At 66.6% G+C, this 24,721-nt stretch carries 19 protein-coding genes; 8 read left to right on the top strand and 11 right to left on the bottom strand.

Going from position 1 to position 24,721, the window contains the following annotated elements; genetic code table 11:
* Positions 1–241: 241 nt before the first annotated feature.
* The 3 genes from U0042_RS04990 to U0042_RS05000 are packed head-to-tail and all read right to left on the bottom strand — an operon-like array spanning position 242 to position 6,156.
* Positions 242–1,669 carry an efflux transporter outer membrane subunit gene (locus U0042_RS04990; RefSeq protein WP_114812984.1) on the bottom strand — a complete coding sequence of 476 codons (1,428 nt, stop codon included), beginning with the start codon at positions 1,667–1,669 and terminating at the stop codon, positions 242–244.
* Positions 1,666–4,869 (bottom strand): efflux RND transporter permease subunit, encoded by a 3,204-nt coding sequence (locus U0042_RS04995; protein WP_114812986.1) that lies wholly within the window; start codon positions 4,867–4,869, stop codon positions 1,666–1,668. Before U0042_RS04995 ends, U0042_RS04990 begins: the two co-directional genes overlap by 4 nt.
* A gap of 12 nt (positions 4,870–4,881) precedes the next feature.
* Positions 4,882–6,156 (bottom strand): efflux RND transporter periplasmic adaptor subunit, encoded by a 1,275-nt coding sequence (locus U0042_RS05000; protein WP_114812988.1) that lies wholly within the window; start codon positions 6,154–6,156, stop codon positions 4,882–4,884.
* A gap of 320 nt (positions 6,157–6,476) precedes the next feature.
* Between U0042_RS05000 and U0042_RS05005 the strand changes: the two genes are divergently transcribed.
* Together U0042_RS05005 and U0042_RS05010 are read left to right on the top strand one after the other, a co-directional pair.
* Entirely contained in the window at positions 6,477–7,226 is a 750-nt protein-coding gene (locus U0042_RS05005) for a response regulator (protein WP_114812990.1), read from the top strand.
* Positions 7,210–8,487 carry an ATP-binding protein gene (locus U0042_RS05010; RefSeq protein WP_114812992.1) on the top strand — a complete coding sequence of 426 codons (1,278 nt, stop codon included), beginning with the start codon at positions 7,210–7,212 and terminating at the stop codon, positions 8,485–8,487. Before U0042_RS05005 ends, U0042_RS05010 begins: the two co-directional genes overlap by 17 nt.
* Before the next feature lie 44 nt (positions 8,488–8,531).
* Here the strand turns inward: U0042_RS05010 and U0042_RS05015 are convergent, their stop codons facing one another.
* The 3 genes from U0042_RS05015 to U0042_RS05025 form a co-directional block, all read right to left on the bottom strand.
* Positions 8,532–9,710, bottom strand: coding sequence for a methyl-accepting chemotaxis protein (locus tag U0042_RS05015; RefSeq protein ID WP_114812994.1), 1,179 nt, complete (start codon positions 9,708–9,710; stop codon positions 8,532–8,534).
* A gap of 22 nt (positions 9,711–9,732) precedes the next feature.
* Entirely contained in the window at positions 9,733–10,836 is a 1,104-nt protein-coding gene (locus tag U0042_RS05020) for a porin (protein ID WP_114812996.1), read from the bottom strand.
* A gap of 209 nt (positions 10,837–11,045) precedes the next feature.
* The gene (locus U0042_RS05025; RefSeq protein WP_114812999.1) at positions 11,046–11,780 is read right to left on the bottom strand and encodes a GntR family transcriptional regulator; all 735 of its coding nucleotides are present in this window, start codon (positions 11,778–11,780) and stop codon (positions 11,046–11,048) included.
* A 165-nt stretch (positions 11,781–11,945) separates the two neighbouring features.
* Here U0042_RS05025 and U0042_RS05030 point away from each other — a divergent pair, with 165 nt between their 5' ends.
* The 6 genes from U0042_RS05030 to U0042_RS05055 all read left to right on the top strand — a co-directional run bounded on the left by U0042_RS05030 (position 11,946) and on the right by U0042_RS05055 (position 18,425).
* Positions 11,946–12,371: a GlcG/HbpS family heme-binding protein gene (locus tag U0042_RS05030; RefSeq protein ID WP_114813001.1), complete on the top strand. Its 426-nt coding sequence runs from the start codon at positions 11,946–11,948 to the stop codon at positions 12,369–12,371.
* An 11-nt stretch (positions 12,372–12,382) separates the two neighbouring features.
* Positions 12,383–13,411, top strand: coding sequence for an amidohydrolase family protein (locus U0042_RS05035; protein WP_114813003.1), 1,029 nt, complete (start codon positions 12,383–12,385; stop codon positions 13,409–13,411).
* A gap of 1 nt (position 13,412) precedes the next feature.
* Positions 13,413–14,324 (top strand): VOC family protein, encoded by a 912-nt coding sequence (locus U0042_RS05040; RefSeq protein WP_198665365.1) that lies wholly within the window; start codon positions 13,413–13,415, stop codon positions 14,322–14,324.
* 75 nt (positions 14,325–14,399) lie between these two features.
* A complete protein-coding gene (locus U0042_RS05045; protein ID WP_114813007.1) occupies positions 14,400–15,281 on the top strand; it encodes a fumarylacetoacetate hydrolase family protein in 882 nt (293 codons plus the stop codon).
* 2 nt (positions 15,282–15,283) lie between these two features.
* A complete protein-coding gene (locus tag U0042_RS05050; protein WP_419150490.1) occupies positions 15,284–16,900 on the top strand; it encodes a bifunctional 3-(3-hydroxy-phenyl)propionate/3-hydroxycinnamic acid hydroxylase in 1,617 nt (538 codons plus the stop codon).
* A 106-nt stretch (positions 16,901–17,006) separates the two neighbouring features.
* Entirely contained in the window at positions 17,007–18,425 is a 1,419-nt protein-coding gene (locus U0042_RS05055; RefSeq protein ID WP_114813010.1) for an MFS transporter, read from the top strand.
* Positions 18,426–18,592: 167 nt separating this feature from the next.
* Here the strand turns inward: U0042_RS05055 and U0042_RS05060 are convergent, their stop codons facing one another.
* The 5 genes from U0042_RS05060 to U0042_RS05080 form a co-directional block, all read right to left on the bottom strand.
* Positions 18,593–19,510 carry a SphA family protein gene (locus tag U0042_RS05060; protein WP_114813012.1) on the bottom strand — a complete coding sequence of 306 codons (918 nt, stop codon included), beginning with the start codon at positions 19,508–19,510 and terminating at the stop codon, positions 18,593–18,595.
* A gap of 85 nt (positions 19,511–19,595) precedes the next feature.
* Entirely contained in the window at positions 19,596–21,068 is a 1,473-nt protein-coding gene (locus tag U0042_RS05065; RefSeq protein WP_114813014.1) for an aldehyde dehydrogenase family protein, read from the bottom strand.
* Positions 21,069–21,230: 162 nt separating this feature from the next.
* On the bottom strand, positions 21,231–22,715 hold the full coding sequence (locus U0042_RS05070) for a carotenoid oxygenase family protein (protein WP_114813016.1): 1,485 nt from the start codon (positions 22,713–22,715) through the stop codon (positions 21,231–21,233).
* A 27-nt stretch (positions 22,716–22,742) separates the two neighbouring features.
* Entirely contained in the window at positions 22,743–23,402 is a 660-nt protein-coding gene (locus U0042_RS05075; protein ID WP_114813018.1) for a glutathione S-transferase family protein, read from the bottom strand.
* A gap of 18 nt (positions 23,403–23,420) precedes the next feature.
* On the bottom strand, positions 23,421–24,593 hold the full coding sequence (locus tag U0042_RS05080) for an MFS transporter (RefSeq protein WP_114813020.1): 1,173 nt from the start codon (positions 24,591–24,593) through the stop codon (positions 23,421–23,423).
* Positions 24,594–24,721 lie beyond the last annotated feature (128 nt).

The raw sequence follows: 24,721 nt of genomic DNA on the forward strand, positions 1-24,721 counted from the left end.
CTGTGCCATCGTGCAGGCTCGACCGGGCCCGTTGTATTGCGGGCCCAGCACATCATGAAGCTCGCTTCGGGCGAATAGAAAGAACAGAAGGAACAGCGGCCAGGCCTGGCACGCGGTCTCTGTGCCAGCCGACCTAAACGGCAAGACCGCCATCGTCACGGGCGGCTACGTCGGCATTGGCCTTGAGCCTGCGCTGCGCTGATCAAGGCCGGCGCAACCGTGACGTTGCGCTTCAAGAAGCCTACCGCTGCGCCACCGCGCCCGTTTCCGACCAGCCGCCGCCCAGCACCTTGTACAGCGTGATGAGGTTGGACTGCTTGGCGAGCATGTCCGTGACCAGTTGCTGTTGCGCGGTGTAGAGCGTGCGCTGCGCGTCGAGCAGGGTGAGGAAGCTGTCGGTGCCGCTGCGATAGCGGGCCTGCGCGAGGTCGTAGTACTGCTGCGCCGAGTTCACGTAGTCGCGGTCCGCGGCCACCTGCGTGACGTACGTCGTGCGCCCCGCAAGCGCATTCGACACTTCCTTGAACGCCGTCTGGATGGCCTTCTCGTAGTTCGCGATGTCGATGTCCTTCTCGACCTTCGCCACGTCCAGCGAGGCGCGGTTGTAGCCGAAGTCGAAGATGGGCACCGAGATGGACGGCGCAAACGTCCACGCGCCCGTGCCCGCCTTGAAGAGGTTCGAGAGGCTGCCGCTCGTGGTGCCCGCGGAAGCCGTCAGCTCGATCTTCGGAAAGAACGCGGCGCGCGCGGCGCCGATGTTCGCGTTGGCGGCCTTCAGCGTGTGCTCGGCTTCGACGATGTCGGGCCGGCGCGTGAGCAGGTCCGACGGCACGCCTTCGCCGATGTCCGCAAGCGTGGCCTCGCTTTCCATCAGCGAAGGGCCTTGCGGCAGATCGTCGGGCAGCGGTGCGCCAATTTCGGCCACGAGGTTGTTGCGGTCCTGCGCCACCGCACGCGTGTACGAGGCGAGGCTCGAGCGCGCGCTGGCCAGCGAGTTTTCGGCCTGGCGCACGTCCTGCAGCGACGAACTGCCCATCTTCATCATGCTGACCGTGAGGTCGTAGGTGTGCTGGTCGGCGTCCACGGTGTTCTGCGTGATCTGCAATGAAGCTTCGTCGGAGAGCAGTTGCAGATAGTCCGTGGCGACCGTCGCGATCAGGCTGATCTGCGTGCTGGTGCGCGCGGCGTCGGTGGCGAGGTACTGCTCCAGTGCCTGACGCTTGAGGCTGCGCAGGCGACCGAAAAAGTCGACTTCCCACGACGTGAGCCCCACGCTCGCGCTGCTCGAACTGTAGGCGCTCGTGGAGCCCTCCACGCGTTCGCGCGTGACCGAGCCGGATGCGCTGATGGTGGGCCCGATGTTCGCGCGCGCAATGCGGTACTGCGCTTCGTACTGCGCCACGTTGAGCGCGGCCACGCGCATGTCGCGGTTGTTGGCGAGCGCGAGTTCGATCAGCTTTTGCAGGCGCGGGTCTTTGAAGAAGTCGCGCCAGCCGAGGTCGGCACCCAGCGGTGCCGCGGCGGTGGTCTGCGCGGCCTTCTGCTGCGCAGGCGCGGGGACGGTGGACCACGTGCTGTCGACCGGCGCGGCCGGACGCTGGTACGTCGGGTCCAGCGTGCAGCCTGCCAGGGCGGCCGCACAAAGAAGGGCGATCAGGGTGCGTTTCATGCGTTGCCCTCGTTGATGTCAGCGGAGTCCGTGGTGTGACCGTGTTCCTTGAACAGTCTGCGCACCACGACGAAGAAGACCGGTACGAAGAAGATGGCGAGCACCGTGGCCGCGATCATGCCGCCCGTCACACCTGTGCCGATGGCGTGGCGTGCGCCGGCGCCGGCACCCGTGCTGATGACGAGCGGCAGCACGCCGAACACGAACGCGAGCGAGGTCATGAGGATAGGTCGCAGACGCATGTGGGCCGCTTCGAGCACGGCATCCACGAGGCTGTGTCCCTGTGCCTGCAAGTCCTTCGCGAACTCGACGATCAGAATGGCGTTCTTCGTGGAGAGGCCAACCGTGGTCAGCAGCCCTACCTTGAAGTAGATGTCGTTCGAGAGGCCGCGTCCGTGCGCGGCAAGCAGCGCGCCGAGCACGCCGAGCGGCACGACGAGCAGCACCGCGAGCGGAATCGACCAGCTTTCATAGAGACCCGCGAGGCACAGGAACACGACGACGAGCGAGATCGCGTAGAGCGTCGTGGCCTGCGAGCCGGCCTGCTTCTCCTGGTAGGACTGTCCCGTCCATTCCAGAGCGAAGCCGGGCGGCAGTTTGTGCGCGAGCTGCTCCACCGCGTTCATGGCCTCGCCGGTACTCACGCCGGGCCGCGTGGCGGCCGAAATGCCCATGGCGAGCTGCCGGTTGTAACGCTCGATCTGCGGCGGCCCGAACGTCCAGCGGCTCTTTGCGAACGACGAGAACGGCACCATCGTGGAGTCGTAGCCTGTGGTGCTCGTGGTCGTGGTGGTCGTGCTGCTCGAAGAGGACGACGAAGACGACGAACTGCTGCTCGCCTTCACATACCAGTTGCCGAGGTCGGTCGGCATCATGCGATACGGCGCGTCGGACTGCACATAGACCTTCTGCACACGCCCCGTGTCGATGTAGTTGTTCACGTAGGACGAACCGAACGCGGTCTGCAACGTGTCGTTGACGTCGGAGATGGAGAGTCCCAGCGCGTTGGCTTTTTCGCGGTCGATGTCCACCTGCAACTGCGGCGTGTCTTCAAGGCCGGAGGGGCGCACCATCGCGAGCGTCGGTTCCTTCGACGCCATGCCGAGAAACTGGTTGCGCACCGCGAGCAGCTTGTCGTGGCCTGCGCCGCCGCGGTCTTCTATCTCGAAGTCGAGACCGCTTTGCGTGCCCAGTTCCTGAATGGCGGGCGGATTCAGCACGAAGATGCGCGCATCGCGATTCGCGGCGAAATGCTGGTTGGCGCGCGCGATGATGGCCTGCGCGCTGTCGCGGGAACCGCGCACGCTCCAGTCCTTCAGCGTCACGAACGCAATGGCGTTGTTTTGTCCTTCCCCGTTGAAGCTGAAGCCGTTGATGGCGATGATCTGCTTGACGCCCGGTTCGTCTTTCAGCACGTACTGCTCCACCGCCTCCACCGTCTTCAGCGTACGCGAGGCCGGCGTGCCCGCGGGCGCGCTGATCGACACGATGAAGTAGCCCTGGTCTTCGTCGGGCAGGAACGAGGAGGGCAGCGTGACGTAGAGCAACGCGACGATGCCGGCGATCACGCCGTAGAGCAGCATGTAGCGCGCGGGCCGCGCGACCACGCGGGTGAGGGAGGAACTGTAGCCCGCGTTGCTCTTTGCGAACCAGCGGTTGAACCAGCCGAAGAAGCCGCGCTTTTCGTGGTGCTCCACGTCGGCGCGCTTGAGCAGCGTGGCGCACAGGGCCGGCGTGAGCGTGAGCGCGAGCATGACCGACAGCAGCATCGCCGAGACGATGGTGATGGAGAACTGCCGGTAGATCGCGCCCGTGGAGCCCGCGAAGAACGCCATCGGAATAAAGACCGCCGTGAGCACAGTGGTCACGCCGATCAGCGCGCCGGTAATCTGCCCCATCGCCTTGTGCGTGGCTTCCTTCGGGCCGAGCTTCTCCTCGCTCATGATGCGCTCGACGTTTTCCACCACCACGATGGCGTCGTCCACGAGCAGACCGATGGCGAGCACCATCGCGAACATCGAGAGCACGTTGATCGAGAAACCGATCATCGACATCACGCCGAACGTGCCGAGCAGCGCAACGGGCACCACGATGGTGGGAATCAGCGTGGCGCGTACGTTCTGCAGGAACAGGTACATCACGAGGAACACCAGCACGACCGCTTCGAACAGCGTCTTCACGACCTCTTCGATCGAGATGCGCACGAACGGCGTGGTGTCGTACGGGTAACTGATCGCGACGTCCTTCGGCAATTGCGGCTGGATTTCGGCGAGCTTCGCGCGCACGGCGTTGGCTGCTTCCAGCGCGTTGGCGCCGGTGGCGAGCTTGATGGCGAGCGCGGATGCCGGCTTGCCGTTCAGCCGCGACGACGTGTCGTAGCTGTCGCCGCCCACCTCCACGCGCGCCACGTCCTTCAGCAGCACGCGCGAGCCGTCGCTGTTCACGCGCAGCAGGATGTTGGCGAACTGGTCGGCGGTGGTAAGCAGGCTCGACGAGCGGATGGTCGCGTTGATGGCCTGCGAATCCGTTGCCGGCGACCCGCCTACCTGCCCCGAGGAAAGTTCGACGTTCTGGTTCGTGATAGCCGTGGTCACGTCCGAGGTCGTGAGTCCGAAGCTGTGCAGCTTCACGGGGTTGAGCCAGATGCGCATGGCGTGCTGCGCGCCGAACAGCGTCACGTCGCCCACGCCGTTCAGCTGCGCGAGCGGGTCTTCGATCTGCGTGGCGATGATGTTGCCCAGATCCACCGAATTCCACGTGCCGCCCGGCGACGAGAGCGCGACGATCATGAGGAAGTTCGTCGACGCCTTCGCCACCTGCACGCCTTGCTCCTGCACGGTCGCCGGCAGGGTGGGCGTGGCCTGCGTCACCTTGTTCTGCACCTGCACCTGCGCGATGTCGGGATTCGTGCCGGGAGTGAACGTCAACGTAATGGTGGCCTGCCCCGCGGAACTGCTCGTAGACGACATGTACAGCACGTTGTCGATGCCGCTCAGCTTCTGCTCGATCACCTGCGTGACGGTTGCCGCGACGGTGTCGGCGGAGGCGCCGGGGTAGGTGGCCGTTATCTGCACCGAGGGCGGCGCGATGGTGGGGTACTGCGCGACGGGAAGACTCGTGACCGCCGCCGCACCCACCAGCATGATGACGATGGCCATGACCCACGCGAGAATGGGCCGCTTGATGAAGAACTCTGCCATGCCGTTCTCCGCCTAGCGTTGTGCCGACACGGCCGAGGCCGTGTCTGTCGCGGATGCACCGGCTGCATCGGACGCCGCGGATGCCGCGTTCGCCTGCGTCTGCGGCGTATCGTCGGCCACCTTGACCGGCGCGCCCGCCCGCACACTCTGCAGGCCGCTCACGATCACGCGGTCGCCTGCGTGCAGGCCCGACGTGACGATCCATTGGTCGCGGAATGCGTTGTCGGCCACCACTTGCACCTGCTGCGCCTTGCCGGCCGCGTCCACTACGTAGACGCTCGCCGTGCCGTCCGACGCGCGCGTCACGGCCATCTGCGGCACGAGTATCGCGTTGTCGTTCTCGCCTTCTTCCAGACGGGCGCGCACGAACATGCCGGGCAGCAATTCGCGCTCGGGATTCGGGAAGGTGCTGCGCAGCGTGACCGAACCGGTGGTGGCATCCACCGTGACGCCGGAGAATTGCAACGTGCCGGCGTGGGCGTATTCGGTGCCGTCTTCCATCACGAGCGTGACGGCGGCGCTGTCGGTGCCGGTCTTCTTCAGGCGCCCGGAAGCGAAGGCCTTGCGCAGCTTCAGCCATTCGACGCTGGGCCGCGTGACGTCGAGGTACATCTGGTCATACGCCTGGATCGTGGCGAGCGCGGTGGTCTGGTCCGAGGTGACGAGCGCGCCTTCCGTCACCGTCGATGCGCCGATGCGCCCGGAAATAGGCGCCCGCACGCGCGTGTATTCGAGGTTCACACGCGCGGATTCGAGCGCGGCTTCGTCGGCCGTGACGCTCGCGGCGTCTTCGCGAACGGCGGCGACGGCATCGTCGTAGTCCTGCTTGCTCACGGCGTTGATCTTCACGAGTTCCGTGTAGCGGTCGGCCTTCGTCTTCGCCGAGGCCAGCGTGGCGCGCGCGTTTTCGAGCGTGCCGCGCGCCTGGTCGTAGGCGGCCTGGTAGGTGGCCGGATCGATCTGGTACAGCACCTGGCCCGCCTTCACGTCGCCGCCTTCCACGAACAGGCGCTTGAGGATGATGCCGCTCACCTGCGGGCGCACGTCGGAGACTTTCTGCGAGGAAAGGCGGCCGGAGAGTTCGGTGGTTTCGACGATGTGCTGCGGCGCGAGCGTGAGCACGCCCACCTGCGCGGTTTGCGCGGCGAAGCCGCCGGGCGGCGCGCCCGTTTGCCTGTTGCAGCCGGCGATGCCGACTATCGCGAGTATCGAGAGTGCGGCAAACAGCCGGCGCGGCCTGCACGTCATGCGGTGGTGCGCGTGGTTCGGGAGGATTGGCGTCTTCATCTTTGACCTGTTTGGACATCGCGATGGCTCGCGATGCGAGAACGGGACGGCACCGGATGCTTCAGTGGCACCTCAGCAGGACCGGTGCTGGGCAAGGCGTAACGCTACCGATGGCGCTTTTTTTCGTGCTTACGGAAACTTACTGTTCAGTGACACGCCAAGACAGATGAAATAGACGGAGGCGTGCTTTCGGCGTACGAAACACCAGGCCGCGCGGCATTTACCTCGGGCGGGCGCGAATCTCAGTAATATTCCGAAAGCCAATCGCGCCTTCTCCGGGCTACGATTACCTCGTCATCACCTCGCTCTGAACGCCCGAAGTGCACGCACCTCATATCCCCGACTCCGCCCTGCAGGTTCTGCTCGTCGACGACGACGCCGAACTGCGCGACCTGCTGCGCAAGTTCTTCCAGCAGCGCGGCATCGCGTTCTCCGTTCTGCACGACGCCACGAATCTCGCGCGGCGGCTGGAGCGCGAGCGGCCGTCCATCATCGTGCTGGACCTCATGATGCCGGGCGTGGATGGCCTCACCGCGCTCAAGAAACTGCGCGCGAGCGGCGACACGATTCCGGTCATCATGCTGACGGCGCGCGCCGACGGCGTGGACCGCGTGCTCGGTCTGGAACTCGGGGCGGACGACTATCTGGGCAAGCCGTTCATGCCGCAGGAACTGCTTGCGCGCATTCATGCGGTGCTGCGCCGCCAGGGTAAGCCGCAAACCACGGTGGTGCAGGAGAAGCGCGCCCCGTGCCGGTTCGGCCGTTTCGAACTCGATTTCTCGACGCGCACGTTGCTGTGCGAAGGCGAACCCGTGAAGCTCACGGGCGGCGAGTACGCGCTGCTCGAAGCGCTCGCCTCGCATCCCATGGAAACGCTTTCGCGCACGCGGCTCATCGAGCTGCTCCATGGTCCGGATGCCGAAGTAACGGAGCGCGGCATCGACGTGCCGGTATGGCGCCTGCGCCGCCTGATCGAAGACGACCCGTCCAACCCCCGACGCCTGCAAACCATGCGCGGCATCGGCTACATGTTCATTCCCGACAGCCCGGCCGATGAAGAATCCGTTTGATTCGATGTTCGGCCGGCTCGTCATCACGATGGTGGGCCTGCTGGTGCTGGTTCACCTCACGTCGCTGCTGCTGATCGAGCAAACCCGCGCAAGCCTTGTCGCCTCCCATATTTCGCGCGTCGTGGAGGCTGCCGCCAGCCTGAGCGAGCAGCACGCCGGCGGCGAACGGTCCGTGGCGAACATCCTCGGTATTTCGTTCGTGGACCTGAAGCAAGTGCCGGCCGCCGAGGCGCAGCGCTTTCGCGGCGACACGATCGGGCCCATCGAACGGCAACTGCGGCATGTGCTGCCGCCGGGCACCCATGTGGCAATGGACGGCGAAGGCACGCTGCGCGTGCTTCCCGCGGGCAGCACGCGCGGCATCGTGCTGCCGCAGGCGGAGGTGCCGCTCTACCGCTTCACCGGCTCTCTGGCGTTGACGCTGGCGTTTGCCGTCGTGATCGCCGTCGCGCTCGCGTGGCGATTCAACGGGACGGTGCGCGACCTTGCCGCCGCGGCGCGCGAGCATCGCACGGGCCATCACGCGAGGCTCGTGCGCAAGCGCGGACCGCGCGAAGTGCGCGAGCTGATCGACGACTTCAACGACATGACGCGCGAACTGGCCGAGGCCGAGCGCGAGCGCGCCGTGATGCTCGCGAGCATCGCGCACGACCTGCGTACGCCGCTCACGCGCATGCAGGTGCGTGCTGACCTGCTGACCGATCCGGGCGATCGCGACGGCTTTCTGCGCGACACGGAATCCATGTCGCGCGTCATCACGCAATTTCTGGACTTTGCGCGCGAGAGCCCTGAAGGCTCGCCGCAGACGAGCGTGGATGCGCACTGCCGCCGCGACTACACCGACGCGCTGTGTCCCGGCGGCGCAGCCGACGCCGATGCGCTCGTGACGCTGGATCTGCGCGCCGGGCCGGACTTCATGCTGCCCACCGTGGACATCGACCGCATTCTGTCGAACCTCGTCGAAAATGCGCTGACGTACGGCGAGCCGCCCGTGGAGATCGCCACGCGAGCGCATGACGCGCACTACGAACTCGTGGTGCGTGACCACGGACCCGGCGTGTCCGAGCCTGACCTCGACCGCGTGCTGCGTCCGTTTGTCCGGCTCGACCCCGCGCGCGGCGGCACCGCGCACAGCGGCCTCGGCCTCGCCATCGTGCGCCGCCTCGTTCGCCATCACGGCGGCACGCTGCAGATTTCCAACGCGGCCGACGGCGGGCTCGTCATCGCGATGAGGTTTCCGAAGCACAGTGCCGCGCGATGACGCGCGGTATGCGGTGTCGTCACCCGTTTGCGTGCCTGCGGTGTCTAGTCGAGCCTCCACGCGCCCACCGCTTCGGCGAGCGCGCGGGCGCGTTCGTTGAGGTCCTCGGTGGTGTTCACCAGGTGCTGCACCATGCCGGCGTTCTGCTGCGTGACCGCGTCGATGTCCTTGATGGCCGCGTTGAGTTGCTGCACGCCATGGCTTTGCTCGCTTGCCGAGCGGCTCATGGCGTCGCTGAGTTGCGCCACTTCGTGCGCGGCGCTCACCACTTCGTCCATGGCGCTGCCCACGTCGGTGCATAACTGCGCGCCATTGGCAATCGTGCCGCGCGCGCTGCCGATCAGCGCTTCGATTTCCTGCGCCGCCGCGGCGCTGCGTTGCGCGAGGCTGCGCACTTCGCCGGCCACCACGGCGAAGCCCTTGCCTTGATGGCCGGCACGCGCGGCCTCCACGGCGGCATTGAGCGCGAGGATGTTGGTCTGGAACGCGAGTTCGTTGACGACGGACACCACCGCGCTGATCTGCTGCGAATCGCGTGCGATGGAATCCATTGCGTCGATCACGGTGCGCACGCGCGCGCGGCTCGCCTGGGCCAGTTCCGATGCCTCACCCGCGAGCCGGTTGGTCTCTTCGGCCACCTGCGCGCTGCGCTGCACGCCTTCGCTGATCTGCTGCGTCGTCGCCGCGGTCTGCTGGATGGCGGCCGCCTGCGATTCGGCGCCGCTCGACAGGCGCACGTTCTGGGCGTGCAGACGCCCCGCGCAATCGTCGACGGCCGCCGCTTCGCGCGTCACGGTCGTCAGCGTGCCGACGAGCCCTTGCTGCATCTGCTGGAGCGCGACGAAGAGGCGCCGCGCCTGGGTGCGCTCGTCGACGACGATGGCGTCGCGCAACTCGCCGAGCGCTATGGCGTGCACGGTCTGCATGGCGTGGTCGAGCGGCCGGACGACCTTCGCGCCAAGCCAGCGCCGCCCGGCGAACGCGAGCAGACCGCTCGCCAGGGCGAGCGCCGCGAACCCGCCGAACGCGACCGCTTCGAGACGATGCACGCCGGCGAGGTAGGTTGCGAGCGCATCGCCGGGCGGCACGTTGGCGGCGGCCGCGTCGGCGAGCGTCGTGTACGCGTAGGCGCAGGCCGCGCCGCCGGCGGCAACGGTCAGCGACATCGCGAATGCCGCGCCAACGACGAGCGTGAGCGCGGCGGGAATGCGGACGTACATCATCTGGATCCTCGCTTCGCGTGCGTCAGAATTTGTGCACCATGCCGACGATCTCGGTCGTGATGTTCTTGCCGGCGCTCACCGCGATGCCGGGCCCCGCAGCGTCGGCCACGGTGAACGCCGTCGTGCCGTGATTGCGCACGCCCGCTACGCCGGCGTAGAGGCCGGTGCGTTTCGAGAGCGGGTAGTCGTAGCGCAAGGCCCACGAGAGCGCATGCCCGTCGCCGCCCGAGCGCAGCCAGTACTGGCCGAAACTCGCGAGCAGCGAGCCGCCCCCCAGGTGACGAATCAGGGCGTTCACTTCGTAGAAGTCGTGATTGGGCGTGGCGTAGGCGCTTGAAATCGAGCTGCTCACGCCGGTGGCGTTGCGGTGCATCTGATAGAGCGCAGCGGTTTTCGCCATGCCGAAGTCGTACGACACGCCCATCAGGTAGAAGCGTCCCGTGCCGACAGGTGTCGTTGCGCTCAGCGTGGCGCTGGGCGCGAAGCGCTGCTGCAGATAGTCGAGGTCCGCGGAAAACGCGCCGGCCTTGAAGGTCACGCTTGCCGAGAGCGTGTCGCCGAGCGAAGGCGGCACACCGCCCGATCCGTTCGCGCCGCGCGCATAGAGCGCGCGCAGCGTGAAGCCGGCCATCTCCGGCGACGTGTAGCGCAACGAGTTGGCCATGCGTGCCGAGGGCACGAAGACGTAATTGTTGGCGGCGTTACCCCAGGCGAGCGCATTGAGTTCGCCGAGCGAGTACGTCACGTAGGTCAGGAACAGCGGCGTGTAGTTGTTGCCGGCCTGGATCTGGCCGAACGGACCCTGCACGCCCACCCACGCCTCGCGGTTGAAGAGCGTCGTGCTGTTCGCCATGGCGCCCGAATTCGAATTGAAGCCGTTCTCCAGCTTGAAGATCACGTTGTAGCCGCCGCCGATGTTCTCCTTGCCGAGCAAGCCCCAGCGCGAGGGCGCGACGGAACTCGTCGCTTCGCGCACGACGGTCTTGCCGCCGGCGTTGGCGGCCTGGATCGCCGTATCGATGATGCCGTAGAGCGTGACGGCGGATTGTGCGTGGGCGCTGGTCGCGCCCAGCGTGGCGGCGGCCGCGAGCGCGGCGGTGGCGAGGGGGGCAAGTTGTGGCTTCATGTCGTCTCCTGAAACGGCGCCGTCGGGATGCGGCACTCTCTGAAGGCAGGAGTTTTGTGTATGAAGCGAGCATAGTCAACATAAAATATACAAAACTATAGAAAACACCAGGTTGTATATTTGATCGACGGTTGACGTGCGAACAGCCACGGCGCGCCCCAAGGCTACGCGCCTCGGGCGTCCGGCAAGCCAGTACGGGAAGGGATCGGTCAGCGGGAAGGCGGGAACAGATCGGCGTCCGCGAGGATGATGTCCGCCGTCTGCTGGTAGTGCGTGGTGAGGAGCTTGATGGCGAGCGCGGCGTCGCCTGCTACGACCGCATCGAGCATGGCCTTGTGCTCGGCGCCTTCATGGCGCTTTGGAAAGACACGCCGCACGGAAAGTTGCCGGTAGCGGTAGAGCTGGTCGGCAAGCTGGTCGCAGAAGCTGATGAGCCAGCGTGACTGGCACCCGCCGATCAGCGCGCGATGGAATTCCCGGTGGCGGCGCTCCCATTCCGGGTTCTCCTTGTATTCGGTCTCGCTGAGCGAGCGCGGTACCTTGGAGAGCCGGTGATAGGCCAGCACCACCGCTTCCTCCCATTCCACGGAACGGCTTGCGAAGGCTTCGCGCAACGCCACTTCCTCCAGCCAGCAGCGCGTTTTCGTGATTTCCTGGAGGTCGCTTGCGCTGATGCCCGCTACCGCGAAGCCACGCTGGTCGCGCCGTTCGACGAGCCCGTCCGACGTCAGGCGGTTGAGCGCCTCGCGCACGGGCGTCTGGCCGGCCTGGTACTGCTCGCAAAGGAACTCGATCTGCAGCCGGCGCCCCGGCTCCAGCTTGCCGTCGAGCAGGTCGGCGCGGATGCGGTCGTACAGATTGGTGGCGAGCGTGGCGGCGCTGGTATTGGCGCCGCCTGCGCCGGCGGGCGTTACGGTAGGGATCGCTGTGCGTGACAACTTCACACCTTCAGAGGTTTCGTCTGGCGCAAAGTATATCTGATCCCTAGGCCGTTCCGGTACGATCTGGCTGTTCTGGGGTTTTCCCTGCAAAAATACATAAAAACGTCGACATACGTGTTTTGTATATATTATGATCCGCAGCAAGTCGACTCGCTGGAGGCATACGGAATGGAGACATTGACGCTGGACCAGGCCAATCGCGTCGTTGCGGCGGCGCTGCAGGCGGCTCGCCGCGACGGACTGCGGCCCATGGCGCTCGTGGTGCTGGACGAAGCCGGTCAGGTGAAGCTCGTCGCACGCGAGGACGGCGCCACGCCGCTTCGCGTGGACATCGCGCACGGCAAGGCCGCCGCGGCCTTCGGCATGGGCGTCGCGTCGCGCACGCTGCACGACCGCGCCAATGCCAACCCGGTGTTCTTCAACGCCATCGCGCCCGCAAGCGGCGGCAAATTCATTGCGCAGACGGGCGCGGTCGTGATCGTGGCGGCGAACGGGCAGACGGTCGGCGCCATCGGCGCGAGCGGCGGCACGGGCGACGAAGACGAAGCCATCTGCATCGAAGGCCTGCGCGCGGCGGGCCTCTCGCATCGTTAAGACGAACGCCCATGCAAGCCGCTTACCGCTGCGCGTGCCACGGCATCGACATCCACGCGCACGTCGTGCCCGCCGAATTTCCGCGCTATCTGGGCGCGAGCGCGCCGCGCGACTGGCCCTCGATGCAACCGGCGCACGCGTGCCATCGCCACGTGATGATCGACGGCAAGGTCTACCGGACGGTGTCCGACCTGTGCTGGGACACCGACAAACGTCTCGCCGACATGGACGGGCAGAACGTGGCTGTCCAGGCCATCTCGCCGATGCCCGAACTGCTCTCCTACTGGATGGCGCCCACCGACGCGTTGCCGCTGTTGCAGTACCTCAACGACACGATCGCCGGCATGGCCGACGCGAGCGCGGGGCGCCTCGTCGGGCTCGGCGCCGTACCGCTGCAGGACGTGGACATGGCGATCCGCGAACTCGAACGGCTGATGGCCATGCCGGGCTTTGCGGGCGTCGAGATCGGCAGCAACATCAATGGCGCGCCCGTCGGTGCGCCGCAGTTCGACGCGTTCTTCGCAGCCTGCGAAGCACTTGGCGCGGCGGTGTTCGTGCATGCGATCCGCCCCGCCGGCAAGGAGCGCCTTGTCGGCCCGGCGCAACTCGTGCAGGCGCTCGCCTTTCCGTCGGACATAGGGCTCGCGGCCGCGTCGGCCATTACGTCTAACCTCATAGTTCGGTATCCGAATCTTCGTATTGCCTTCAGTCACGGCGGCGGTACGCTCGCTTCGCTGCTGCCCCGTCTGGAACAGGCAAGCCGCGTCTTCGCGCCGCTGCGCGAATCGCTTGAGGCGGCGCCGCGCGAGCAGGCCCGCAGCCTCTGGTACGACTCGCTCGTGTTCGATCCGGCCACGCTGCGCCATCTCGTCGAGACTTTCGGCGACACGCGCGTGATGCTGGGCACCGACTACCCGTTCGCGTTCCGCGAGCACGACCCCGTGAGCCGCGTGGCCGCACTCGCGCTGGAGCCCGATGCCGCGGAACGGCTCATCTATCGCAACGCCCAGCAATTTCTGGGCATCAGGAATGGAGCATGACATGACGCAGCGCCTTGTCACCGGCCTCAGAGGAATCGAGATCGGCGTGCCGGATCTCGAACTGGCCGCCCGCTTTTACGCGGACACCTGGCATCTCGCCGAACTCACGCGGCGCCCGGGAAAGGTCTATTTCCGCGGGACAGGCGCGGCACATCACATCCTCACGCTTGCTCAAAGCGAACGTGCCGACGTGCGCGCCATCGAGTTCAGCGTGGCCGACGTGGCGCATCTCGATACGCTCGCGCAATCCATCGTGCGGCATGGCGGCACCGTGGTGTCCGGGCCGGCGCCTACCACGATGCCGGGCGGCGGCACGCAGCTCGAAGCGCTCGACCCGCAAGGGCGCGTGCTGCGCTTCATTGCGGGCGACCGCAGCCACGCAGACACGCAAAGCGTGAAGGACCGCCCCATCAAGATCACGCACGTCGTGCTCAACAGCGAGAACGTGGTGGCGGCGCAGGCGTTCTTCGAAAACGCTCTGGGGTTCACGCTGTCGGACCGCACGCGCATCATGGCCTTCATGCGCTGTTCGAGCGACCACCACTGCATCGCGCTTGCGGATGCGCAGGAGAACTCGCTTAATCACATCGCCTTCCTGATGCCGGACCTCGATTCCGTGATGCGCGGCGGCGGCCGCATGAACGACGCGGGCTATCCCGTGGAGTGGGGCGTGGGGCGCCACGGGCCGGGCAACAACGTGTTCGCGTATTTCCTCGGCCCCGCCGATTTCGTCATCGAGTACACAGCCGAGGTGCTGCAGGTGGACGACACCTACCGCACGGGCGGGCCGGACGACTGGAAGTGGCCGCCTGGGCGCATCGATCAATGGGGCGTGGGACGCGCGCCCTCCGAGCGCCTCAAGACCGCGCAGAAAACCATCTTCTTTCGCGCGCCGCAAGCCGATGAAAACTGAGCGGCAACCGCACGCGCTGAACTGAACGAACGTTTCCCTTCAACCGACTGATCCATCCGATTACCCGAATACATCATGAAACTGGTTACTTTCCGATCGCGCGTCGCCACGCCGGGCGACACCACCCGCCTGGGCGTTCTGGACGGCGAGCATGTCGTCGATCTCAACAAGGCCGACGCCTCGGTGCCGGCGGATCTGCGTGCGGCGCTGAAGGCCGGCGTTGACCTGAACGCGGCCGCGCAGCGCGCTATCGCAAGCGGCGAGCATCGCGCGCCGTACGCGTCGCTGGATCTGGCGCCCGTCGTGCCCGAGCCGGGCAAGATCGTGTGCCTCGGCCACAATTACTACGACCACGCGAAAGAGGGCGGCAATCTGAAGCCCGTTTATCCGCTCATCTTCTTTCGCGGTGCCTCTTCGTTGATCGCGCACGAAGACCCGGTGATCCGTCCGCGCGTATCGGAAAAGCTCGATTACGAAGCCGAACTGATGATCGTGATCGGCAAGCGGGCGCGCCACGTGAAGCGCGAAAACGCGCTCGACTACGTATTCGGCTACGCGTGCTTCAACGACGTTTCGGTGCGCGACTATCAGAAGCGCACGACGCAGTGGACCATCGGCAAGAACTTCGACGGCACGGGCGCCTTCGGTCCGTGGCTCGTCACGGCCGACGATCTGCCGCCCGGTGCCGAAGGCCTCACGTTGCGCCTCATTCTCAACGGACAGGTGATGCAGCAGGCCAACACGAGCGACATGATCTGGGGCGTGGCCGAAACCATCGAACTGCTGACCGAGTGCCTGACGCTCGAACCCGGCGACGTGGTGGCGATGGGCACACCCGCCGGCGTGGGCTGGGCGCGTGACCCTTCGGTGTGGCTCAGGCATGGCGATGTGGTGGAAGTGGACATCGAACGCGTGGGCCGTCTGCGCAACACGGTGCAGGACGAAGCGGGTGCGTGACGATGGCGACGAGTAACCATTACGAAGTGATCGTGGTCGGCTTCGGGCCGTCCGGCGCCGTGGCAACCGCTTTGCTTGGGCAGCTTGGGCGCAAGGTGCTGTGCGTGGACCGCGCGCGCGAGGTGTACGACAAGCCGCGCGCCATCGCCGTGGATCACGAGATCATGCGCGTGTTCCAGGGCCTTGGCGTGGTGGATCGCATTGCCGAACACATCGCCGTGTTTCCGCCTTCGGAGTACTACGGCGTGGACGGCCAGCTCATCAAACGCATCGACACGGTGCCCAAGCCCTGGCCCCTCGGCTACATGCCCACCATGGTGTTCACGCAGCCTCCGGTGGAAGCGGCGTTGCGCGAGCATGCGAGCGCGTATGAATCGGTCGAGGTGGCGCTCGGCACGGAACTGGTGAGCTTCGAGCAAACCGCGCACGGCGTGAGCGTTCAACTGAAAGACGACACGGGCGCGACGCGCGCCGTCACGTGCGATTACCTCATCGGCTGCGACGGCGCATCGAGCACGGTGCGCACGCAATTGGGCATTGCCTACGAAGACCTCGTGTTCGACGAGCCGTGGCTCGTGGTGGATGTGCGCGTGAACGAAAGCGGCCTTGCGAAGCTGCCGAAGGTGGCGGTGCAGTATTGCGAGCCGTCGCGGCCGTGCACCTATGTCGTCGGGCCGGGCGCACACCGTCGGTGGGAAATCATGCTGATGCCCGGCGAAGACCCGCGCGAGATGCAGACCGAGGCACAGGTGTGGAAGCTGCTGTCGCGCTGGCTTTCGCCCGAAGACGGTCAACTGTGGCGCGCCGCGAGTTATCGCTTTCATGCGCTCGTTGCGCAGGAATGGCGGCGTGGGCGCATTTTCATTGCCGGCGACGCGGCGCATCAGCAGCCGCCGTTCATTGGTCAGGGGATGTGCCAGGGCATTCGCGACGTGGTGAATCTCGTCTGGAAGCTCGACGCTGTGATGAACGGCACGGCGCAGCCCGCGCTGCTCGACAGCTACGCCGCGGAGCGCGGCCTGCACGTGCGGCAGCTCACCACGCGCATCAAGGAACTCGGCAAGGTGATCTGCGAGCGCGACGTTGCTGCAGCCCGCGAGCGCGATGCACGCCTCTTGCGTGAAGCGGGCGGCCAGATCAGGACGATTGCGCGCCAGGACATCGTGCCGAAGCTCGAAGCGGGTTTGCTTGCGAGCGCCGCGCATGCCGCCAACGGCACGCTGTTTCCGCAGCCGCGCGTGCGGGTTGATGGCACCGACAGCGGCACCGAAGGCGGCACCGACAGCAGCGAGGCGGCCCTGCTCGACACCGTGGTGGGCGGCCACTGGCGCATCGTCACGCTGGGCGGCCAGCCGGTTTCGCACGCGGCGCGCGATGCCGCGCAGCGCATCGGCGCGCAACTCGTCGAACTCGCGTCGGACGGCGACGCGAACCGCGCGGCGACATGGCCCGGCGCGCACCGCATCGTGGAAGTGGACGGCGTACTCGCGGCCTGGTTCAGACGCAACGAATGCAGCGCGGCGATCGTGCGTCCCGATCACTACGTTTATGGCGTAGCGAGCGATGCGGCGACGCTCGCTGCATCGCTCGAGCAACTGGAGGCGGCGCTGCACGGCTGACACCTTGCATGCGGGGCGCGGCGCGCAGCGCGCGCGTCCCGCATGCACCCACCGGCGAAGCCGCCCTCAAGAGGCGGCGCCGAAACGACACAACACGGAGACAATCTTGGCAACGTCCATCAATGTGAGGGAGGAGCTGGCGCAAGCGCGCATCGGCACCTTCCATCTGCGCTTTGCCGTACTCGTCGCGTTCATCATGTTCTTCGACGGCTACGATCTCTTCAACGCGGCCTATGTGATCCCGCTCGTGCGCCACGCCTGGCAGCCCACGCCCGCGATGATCGGCATGATGCTGTCGAGCGGTATCGTCGGGCTCTCGATCGGCTCGGTGCTGCAAGGTCTCATCGCCGACCGCATCGGCCGACGCAAGGTGATGCTCGGTGCGCTCTGGATGCTGACGGCGGCCAGCGCCGTGCTCGCGACGCTCGTGCATTCGGCCGTGGCTTTCGCGCTGGCGCGCCTCGTCATGGGCACCGCGCTCGGCATGGTCACGCCGCTCGCGCTCACCTGCATCAACGAATGGGCACCGCGGCGCAATGCCAACGCCTTTGCGACGTGGGTGTTCCAGTTCGGCTTTTCGGCGGGCGGCATTTTTGCCGGTATCGCGGGCATCACGCTCACGCCGCATTTCGGCTGGCAGTCGCTCTATTTCGTGGGCGTGCTCTCGGCGTTCGTGGCGCTTGCGGCGTCGCGGTGGCTGCCCGAATCGGCGCAGTTTCTGACGTTGCGCGGTCGCATGGACGACGTGCGCGCGCTGCTCGCCGCCGTGCGGCCCGAGCGCGCCGAGGTCTATCGCGACGCGGCGATCCAGCCGATGAAGCCCGCCTCGCGCGCCGGTTCCATGACCGATCTGCTTTCGCGCGAGTATCGCCACAACACGCTGGTGCACTGGATGGCGGGCGCGCTGAGCCTCTTCTGCATTCACGGGCTGACGGGCTGGCTGCCGTCGCTCGTGGTGGCGGGCGGCGGCGCGGTATCGTCGGCGTTCGGGTACGGCACGCTCGTGATGGTCGCCTCCGTATTCGGCGGCATTTCGATGGGCTGGCTCGCCGACCGCCTGCACAGCCGCATCCGCGCGATGGTGGTGGGCTACCTTGCCGCGGGCGCCTTTATGGCGGCGCTTTCCGTGGCACTCGGCAAGCCGGTGGCCCTGCTGCTCGTGGCGGGCGCGGGCTTCTTCGTGTTCGGCGCACAGGCGGTCATGAACAACTACCAGGCCATGTGCTACCGCACGGAGATTCGCGGTACGGGCATGGGCGTAGCGGTTGGACTGAACCGCGTGGGCGGCATACTCGGACCCGTCATCGTGGGCGTGGCCGCGTCGATCAATCCTGATCCCATGTGGACCTTCGCGCTGTTCACCGGCGCGCTGGTGCTGGCGGCAGGTGTGATCGCGCTGGGCCGCACCGAGATCGCCGCGCTGCCGGTTGCCGAAGCGGGCCACGCAGCCGACACGCTCGACACGCAGCGCAGCGGCGAGCCGGTCGCAACGGGCGCGCGACACGATCCCGGCGTGGCGGGCTGAAGCGCGCCGCGGCATGCCGCATTAGTCCGCACACGCCGCTGCATAACGACAGGCCGCCCCGGGTTAGTTCAACGAGGCGGCCTTCCTTCATGCGACGCGAGGCGGCCCGTCCGCTTCGACGGGCCGGCCGGCAGCCAGCCCGAACCGATGCCTGGCCGGCCGCATCGTCATGGACGATGCGGCGCCCACAGCGGAAAGGCGAGATTTAGCCAGACGTTGCTGCTCTTCGACGTATTGGCCGCATACACGCCCTGCTGATAGTTCATGCTGATGTTGTACCAGCGGCCGTCGTATGCGATGGACGGGCCGACGGCAAAACTCCGATACCGGTTGCCGGCCGTGGCGACGGTCACGCCGTTGAGCTCGTCGTCGCCGAACTGGTTCACGTAGGCGCCCACCACGCCCAGCTTCCACTTGCCGAAGTTCCATCCCGCCTGAAATTCGCCGGCGTAGCCCGTGCCCGAGCGGTAGCCGGTATCGCCGTTTTTCTGGTTGATCATGAGGCGGCTGGACAGCCCGACATCGATACCGTTCGGCACGTTGTAGCGGAGGGAGAGCACGGGCTGGATCGACAGATACCCTTGCGACACGCTCGTCTTCGTCGGGCTGTACGAGCCCGTTTCGAAGGCGAAGTCGAGGCCGGGCGAGATCGCGAAGTGGGGCGTGACGTCCCACTTCAGGATCACCGGCGACACGGTGATGTTGGAGAGGCCGCTTTGCGTCGACGGGTTGCCCGCTACGTTGGTATGAAGCCAGACCACCGGCACGACGAGCTGCGAGTACACGTTCGCGCCCAATACCGTCAGCGGATACGCCACCAGCACGCGCGTCGTTTCCGAGAACGCCGATGAATGAAACGGAACCGGCAGCTTCTTGCCGTCGTTTCCGTAAAGCCCGTTTGCGAAGCTGTAGTTGAACTGCTCCAGCGCGAAGATGCCCGGTATGGGCGGCATCGAGCCGATGTTGGTGCCCGCCGCGCCGGCCGGATAGGGCGCCACGTTGCCCTCGAAAGCGTGCGCCTTGCCCGCGAAACCGGCAGCCGCGATGGTGCCTGCCGCAATGGCGGCAGTCGTTCTCGTATTCATGTCGTCTCCTCGACAGTCCAGTCTTGTTGATGTAATGACCCGGGCGGCGTTGCGAATGGACGCGCGCCCGGCGGGTGAAACGGCTTCAGAAGGGGTAGTGGCGCGGCGCGGTCTGCAGCGTGAGCCAACGCAGGTCGGTGAAGGCATCGATGCCGGCCTGGCCGCCGAAGCGTCCCCAGCCGGAGTCTTTGACGCCCCCGAACGGCATCTGCGCTTCGTCGTGAACCGAGGCGCCGTTGACGTGGCAAATGCCTGTCTGAATGCGCCGGGCCACGCGCCAGCCGCGCGCGACGTCGCGCGTGAACACGGCCGACGACAAGCCGAATGCGGTGTCGTTCGCGCACGCGATGGCCGCTTCTTCGCCCGCCACCCGCACGATGGCCTTGACCGGCGCAAAGGTCTCTTCGTGGTAAATCGCCATCGCGGGCGTGACGCGATCGAGCAGCGTGGCGGGCATCAGCACCGTGTCGGCCTTGCCGCCGCAGAGGAGGGTCGCGCCCTTCGCAAGGGCATCGTCGATTAGCGCATTGCACCGATGCACCGTTGCCATGTCCACGACGGAGCCCAGCACGAGCGCGCCGTGGTGCGTGTCGTGCGCATCGCGCGGGTCGCCCGCAGGCAACGACGCCGCTTTCGCGGCGAGCCGCGCCACGAAGGCGTCCGCAATGGTCTCGTCCACGACGATGCGTTCCGTGGACATGCAGATCTGCCCGGAATTGGCGAACGCGCCGAAGGCGACCGCGGCCACGGCATCGTCCAGATCCGCGTCGTCCAGCACGAGAGCCGGCGCCTTGCCGCCCAGTTCCAGCACAGCCGGTTTCAGGTAACGGGCGCAGGTGAGGGCAATCAGACGGCCGACGCGCGTGGAACCGGTGAAGTTCACGCGGCGCACGGCGGGGTGGCCGATCATGGCTTCCACGACGGCCGCTGCGTCCTGCGGCGCGTTGCTCACGAAGTTCACCACGCCTGGCGGCAGACCGGCTTCCTCCAACGCCTGAACGATCAGGCCGTGGCTGGCCGGGCACAACTCGCTTGCCTTGAGCACAACGGTGTTGCCGCAGGCGAGCGGTACGGCAATGGCGCGCACGCCGAGAATGACGGGCGCATTCCATGGGGCGATGCCCAGCACCACGCCTGCGGGCTGGCGCACGGCGAGCGCGAGATTGCCGGGCAGGTTCGAAGGGATGAGCTGCCCTTCGATGCGCGTGGTGAGGGCGGCGGCCTCCTGCATCATGTCGGCGGCCAGGTGCACGTTGAACGCGGCCCACAGCGCTGTGGCGCCCGTTTCGGCGGCCATCGCGGCGGCGAACGCGGGGGCACGGGCGCGCAGCGCTGCGGCCGCGTCGAGCAGCAGGGCGCGGCGCTCGGCCGGGCTTGAGGCCGACCATGCGGGCAAGGCGTCGGCGGCGCATTGCACGGCGGCGATGGCGTCTTCCGGCGTGGCCGCGGCGGCCACGGTCGCGACGGTACCGTCCAGCGGATTGCGGCGCTCGAAGGTCGCGCCGTTGCAGGCGGGCCTTTTGTGGCCGCCGAGGGTGAGTTCGACTGTAGTGGGCATGGGCTTTGATCGTTCTGGTTGGTATGTGGACGAGGTCGCCGCCGCGCTCTGCGTGCAAGAAAAAAAGGCGTGCGCGTGGCCCACGCGCAGACGGTGCTGCGCGTTCCAGAGGGGCGGCGAACGATCACGAGGCCGGCGGCCGACCTCGCGTTCGTCGATGCGTTACCGGGCGAGGGCGCTTGCGTTGACCCATTGGCCGTGGAATCCCTCGTGCACGCGGCACGGGAATTTCACGACGGCGACGGGACCGGCGCTCAAGCGCAGCGCATCCAGAATCACGAGGTCAGTGCGGTTTTCCGCGCGGCGGCCCACCATGCTGAGCAGCCACCCGTCGCCTTCGGCCGCATCGGCGCTGCGCGGCACGAAGTGCGGCTCTTCGGGGGACGAGTCCGCGCCGGCATACCAGAAGTCCAGCTTGCCGGTCTCGTTGTCGAGATGCGCGAGGCACGTGAACGGCGGCCCTTTGGGGCCCCACGGCAGCATCGGCCCCAGGTCGGTGTTGGAGGTTCCGAACCAGTAATGCCGCGTGCGCTTCATGGCGTAGCGTGGGTCGATGGCCGGCATTTCGCCTACATGCTGGATGAACCGCCGCACTTCGAAACCGTCGTGCGGGAGGCCGAGTTCCAGGGTCCAGCGCTCTCCGAATGGCGGCTTCTCTTCGGCCGACGGGTCATGCAGATCCGGAAACTGGCTGAGCCATCCCGACTCCGTAATGAAGTGTTCGAGATGCAGGCGTGTGCCGTGCGGGCCGTCCTCTTCCCAGGCGTTGAAGGTGTGCGTCTGAAAGACGGGCCGTGCGCTCCTGAACCAGCGCATCTGCGCAACGCCTTCGCGGCGCGGGATCACCGCGACCCATGTGGTGCGCGTGTTGTCCCAGTGCCAGTAGGGCTCGCCGCGTTGAATGCGCTCGAGTTCGCTCGTCATCGGACAGACGACGAAGGCGATGTAGTGGCGCGACACGAGCATGTCGTGAACCATCGAGCAATAGGGCGCCTCGAAGCGCTCGGTGCGGGTCAGCGTGCCTTCGGGGTCGATCGTGTAGATCTCGATCCACGGGTCCGGCACGCCTTCTGTGTTGTAGCCGAACGCGATGCACTCGCCAGTTTCGGGGTCCAGCTTGGGGTGCGCAGTGAACGTGCGGCTCTTGAGTGCGCCGTTGAAGTCGCGCTCGCCGAGCGTTTCGAGCGTCATGGGATCGAGTTCGTACGGACGCCCCGACTCCTTCAACGCGTAGAGCTTGCCGTGATGCCAGAGCATCGAGGTATTGGCCGTGTTGTTGTCGCAGCCGGCCACTTCGGGCGAGTCGGTAAAGGCGTTGCGATAGGCGCCGAACAATGCGCGCCGCGCCTGCCGCTCGCGCCGGAATTTTTCCGTGCGCACGTAGCGCGTCTTCAGATCCGCGTGCCCGTTCTCGAAGCGTACGCAGTGCACCATGCCGTCGCCGTTGAGAAAGATGTCCTTGCCGAGCAGTGGCGGATAGCAATGGTCGGCGCTGTTGCGGAAGTACGCTCCGTTCAGGGCGGCCGGAATCTGGCCGACGACTTCCAGATCGTGCACGTCGGCTTCGATGCGCACAGGGGCCGCGTAACCGCGGAACACGACATCGTCCGGAAACTGCAGGCCGGGGTTAAGCGTAGTGGAATCCATGAATGGCTCTCTGTGGTGATGGATCAATCAGACGAACATCGCGAGCATGCCGAGCGCGTCCGCCGGACGCGGTACGCTGAAGGTCACGTCGCGCCAGTCGGATGCGGCCGGGCGCGCGAGGCAGCGTTGGTGCCACGCTTGTAGCCGCGGCCACGGGTCGAGCGAGATCGCGCATTGCGGGGCGAGGTCCATGACGGTGGCGACGTTGAGATCCGCCACGGTGAAGCGCTCGCCCAACAGCCAGGGTTGGCGGCTCAAGTGCTGATCGAGCACGGTCCATGGGCGCGCCAGCTTGCGCAGCGCGATCTGCGCTTCCGTCTCGCGCCGCCCTTCGGGCGCGAACAACGCGCGGTTGGCGCTCGCCAGCAGCAACGGCTTCTCCACTTCGGTGACGACCCAGAAGCTCCACTGCGTGGCGAGCGCGTCTTCGCGCCAGTCCCGGGGGCCCAGGTCGTCGCCGTAGCGGCGGGCGAGGTAGAGGTTGATCGCCATCGACTCGTAGACGACGAAGTCGTCGTCGCGCAGCACCGGTACGCGGCCGTTGGGATTGATGGCGAGAAATTCCGGCGTGCGGGTGTTGCCGTCGAGGAAGTCGACCGGCTCGTGCCGGAAGGCAACGCCCAGTTCCTTGAGCATCCAGATCGAGCGATGCGCGCGCGAGGCCATCGCGCCGTAGAGCGTGAGCATTCGTCGTCTCCCTGTCGTTCAGGCTTGCGCGCCCGCGAGCGTTGCGCGGTGGCGCATCTGGCTGCGCACTTGCGACATCAGCGCGACGGCCAGCAGCGCCATGGCGCATGCCACCGCGCCAAGACCGGCGTAGCCGGCGGTCTGCACCACGACGCCGCCCAATGCAGGCCCGATGCAGGAGCCCGCCATCGTCATCGCAGGGGTGGCCGCGGCTGCGCGGCCCGTGCTGTCCAGCCGGTTCATGAGGCCGAACAGGAAGGTATGCGTGAAGATCACGACCGACACGAACAGCGACGACGCGACGGCATACGGCCAGAACGTGGCGCTGTTCGACAGCGCGAGCGCGAGTGCGGCCTGCACCATGGGGCCGGCCGCGCCCACCGCTACCGACGAGATGCGCCGTTGCCACCAGGCCGCGAGCAACCCCGGCAGCAGGTTGACGAGTCCCATCACGATCAGCACGCCGTGAACCTTCTCTGCGCCAAAGCCGTGCGCGATGCCGATGCGCTCCATGAAGCTGAACACCATCGCCTGGGTGAGCGTCAGACAGATCACCACGCCGATCAGCAGGCGCGCAGCAGCCGGTACCTGGGTGGACGATTCGTGCGCAGTCGCCGCGTCGGCACGAGGCACTTTCGGAAAAGCGACGAACGAGACCAGCGCCACGAAAGCCATCAGGGCCGCAAAGATTTCGAAGAGGAACGTGGAGCCCTCACTTGCGATCCAGCCCGGCACGACACCGAGAAACAGCAGGGCGAAAAGCCCCATGGCCGCGTTCACGAGACCGAACATGCGATGAGGATTGGCACTGCGCCCGATGCAGCCGTGCGTGAACGACAGCGCCGTCCCCACGCCGAAGCCCGCGCTGGCGTGGCAGAGCGCAACGGCCGCGAAGCTTTCCGGCGCCATCGGCCAGTAGCTTGCCAGCGCGAAGCTCGCGGCCGCGAGACCAAAGCCGCCACTCGTCGCGAGGCGATGGGCAACGCGGTTGAAGAGGCGCGCGCTGACGACGCTGGCAATGAGCGCGCCGAGCATGAACAGGGTGACGGTGAGCCCTGCCTGGGCCGGATGGAAGCGATGGTGCTGCATCAGGGCGCCGACCCACAGCGGCAACGCCACCATGTCGATCATGCCGATGACGTGGGCCAGGGTCAGGACGGCCCGGCCTGCGGGCGTGTCGGGGGTGCTCATGCTCGTCTCCAGGGTTGACCGCTGTCTGGAAGCGGTCTTGTTGTTGTCCGGCGCCGTGACCGGATGGGTACTGGAGCACGATGTTAGGAAGGCACAGCTACAAAGAAAAACACTTCTTATCGTTGATT

Source organism: Paraburkholderia kururiensis (assembly GCF_034424375.1).
Lineage (GTDB): Bacteria > Pseudomonadota > Gammaproteobacteria > Burkholderiales > Burkholderiaceae > Paraburkholderia > Paraburkholderia kururiensis_A.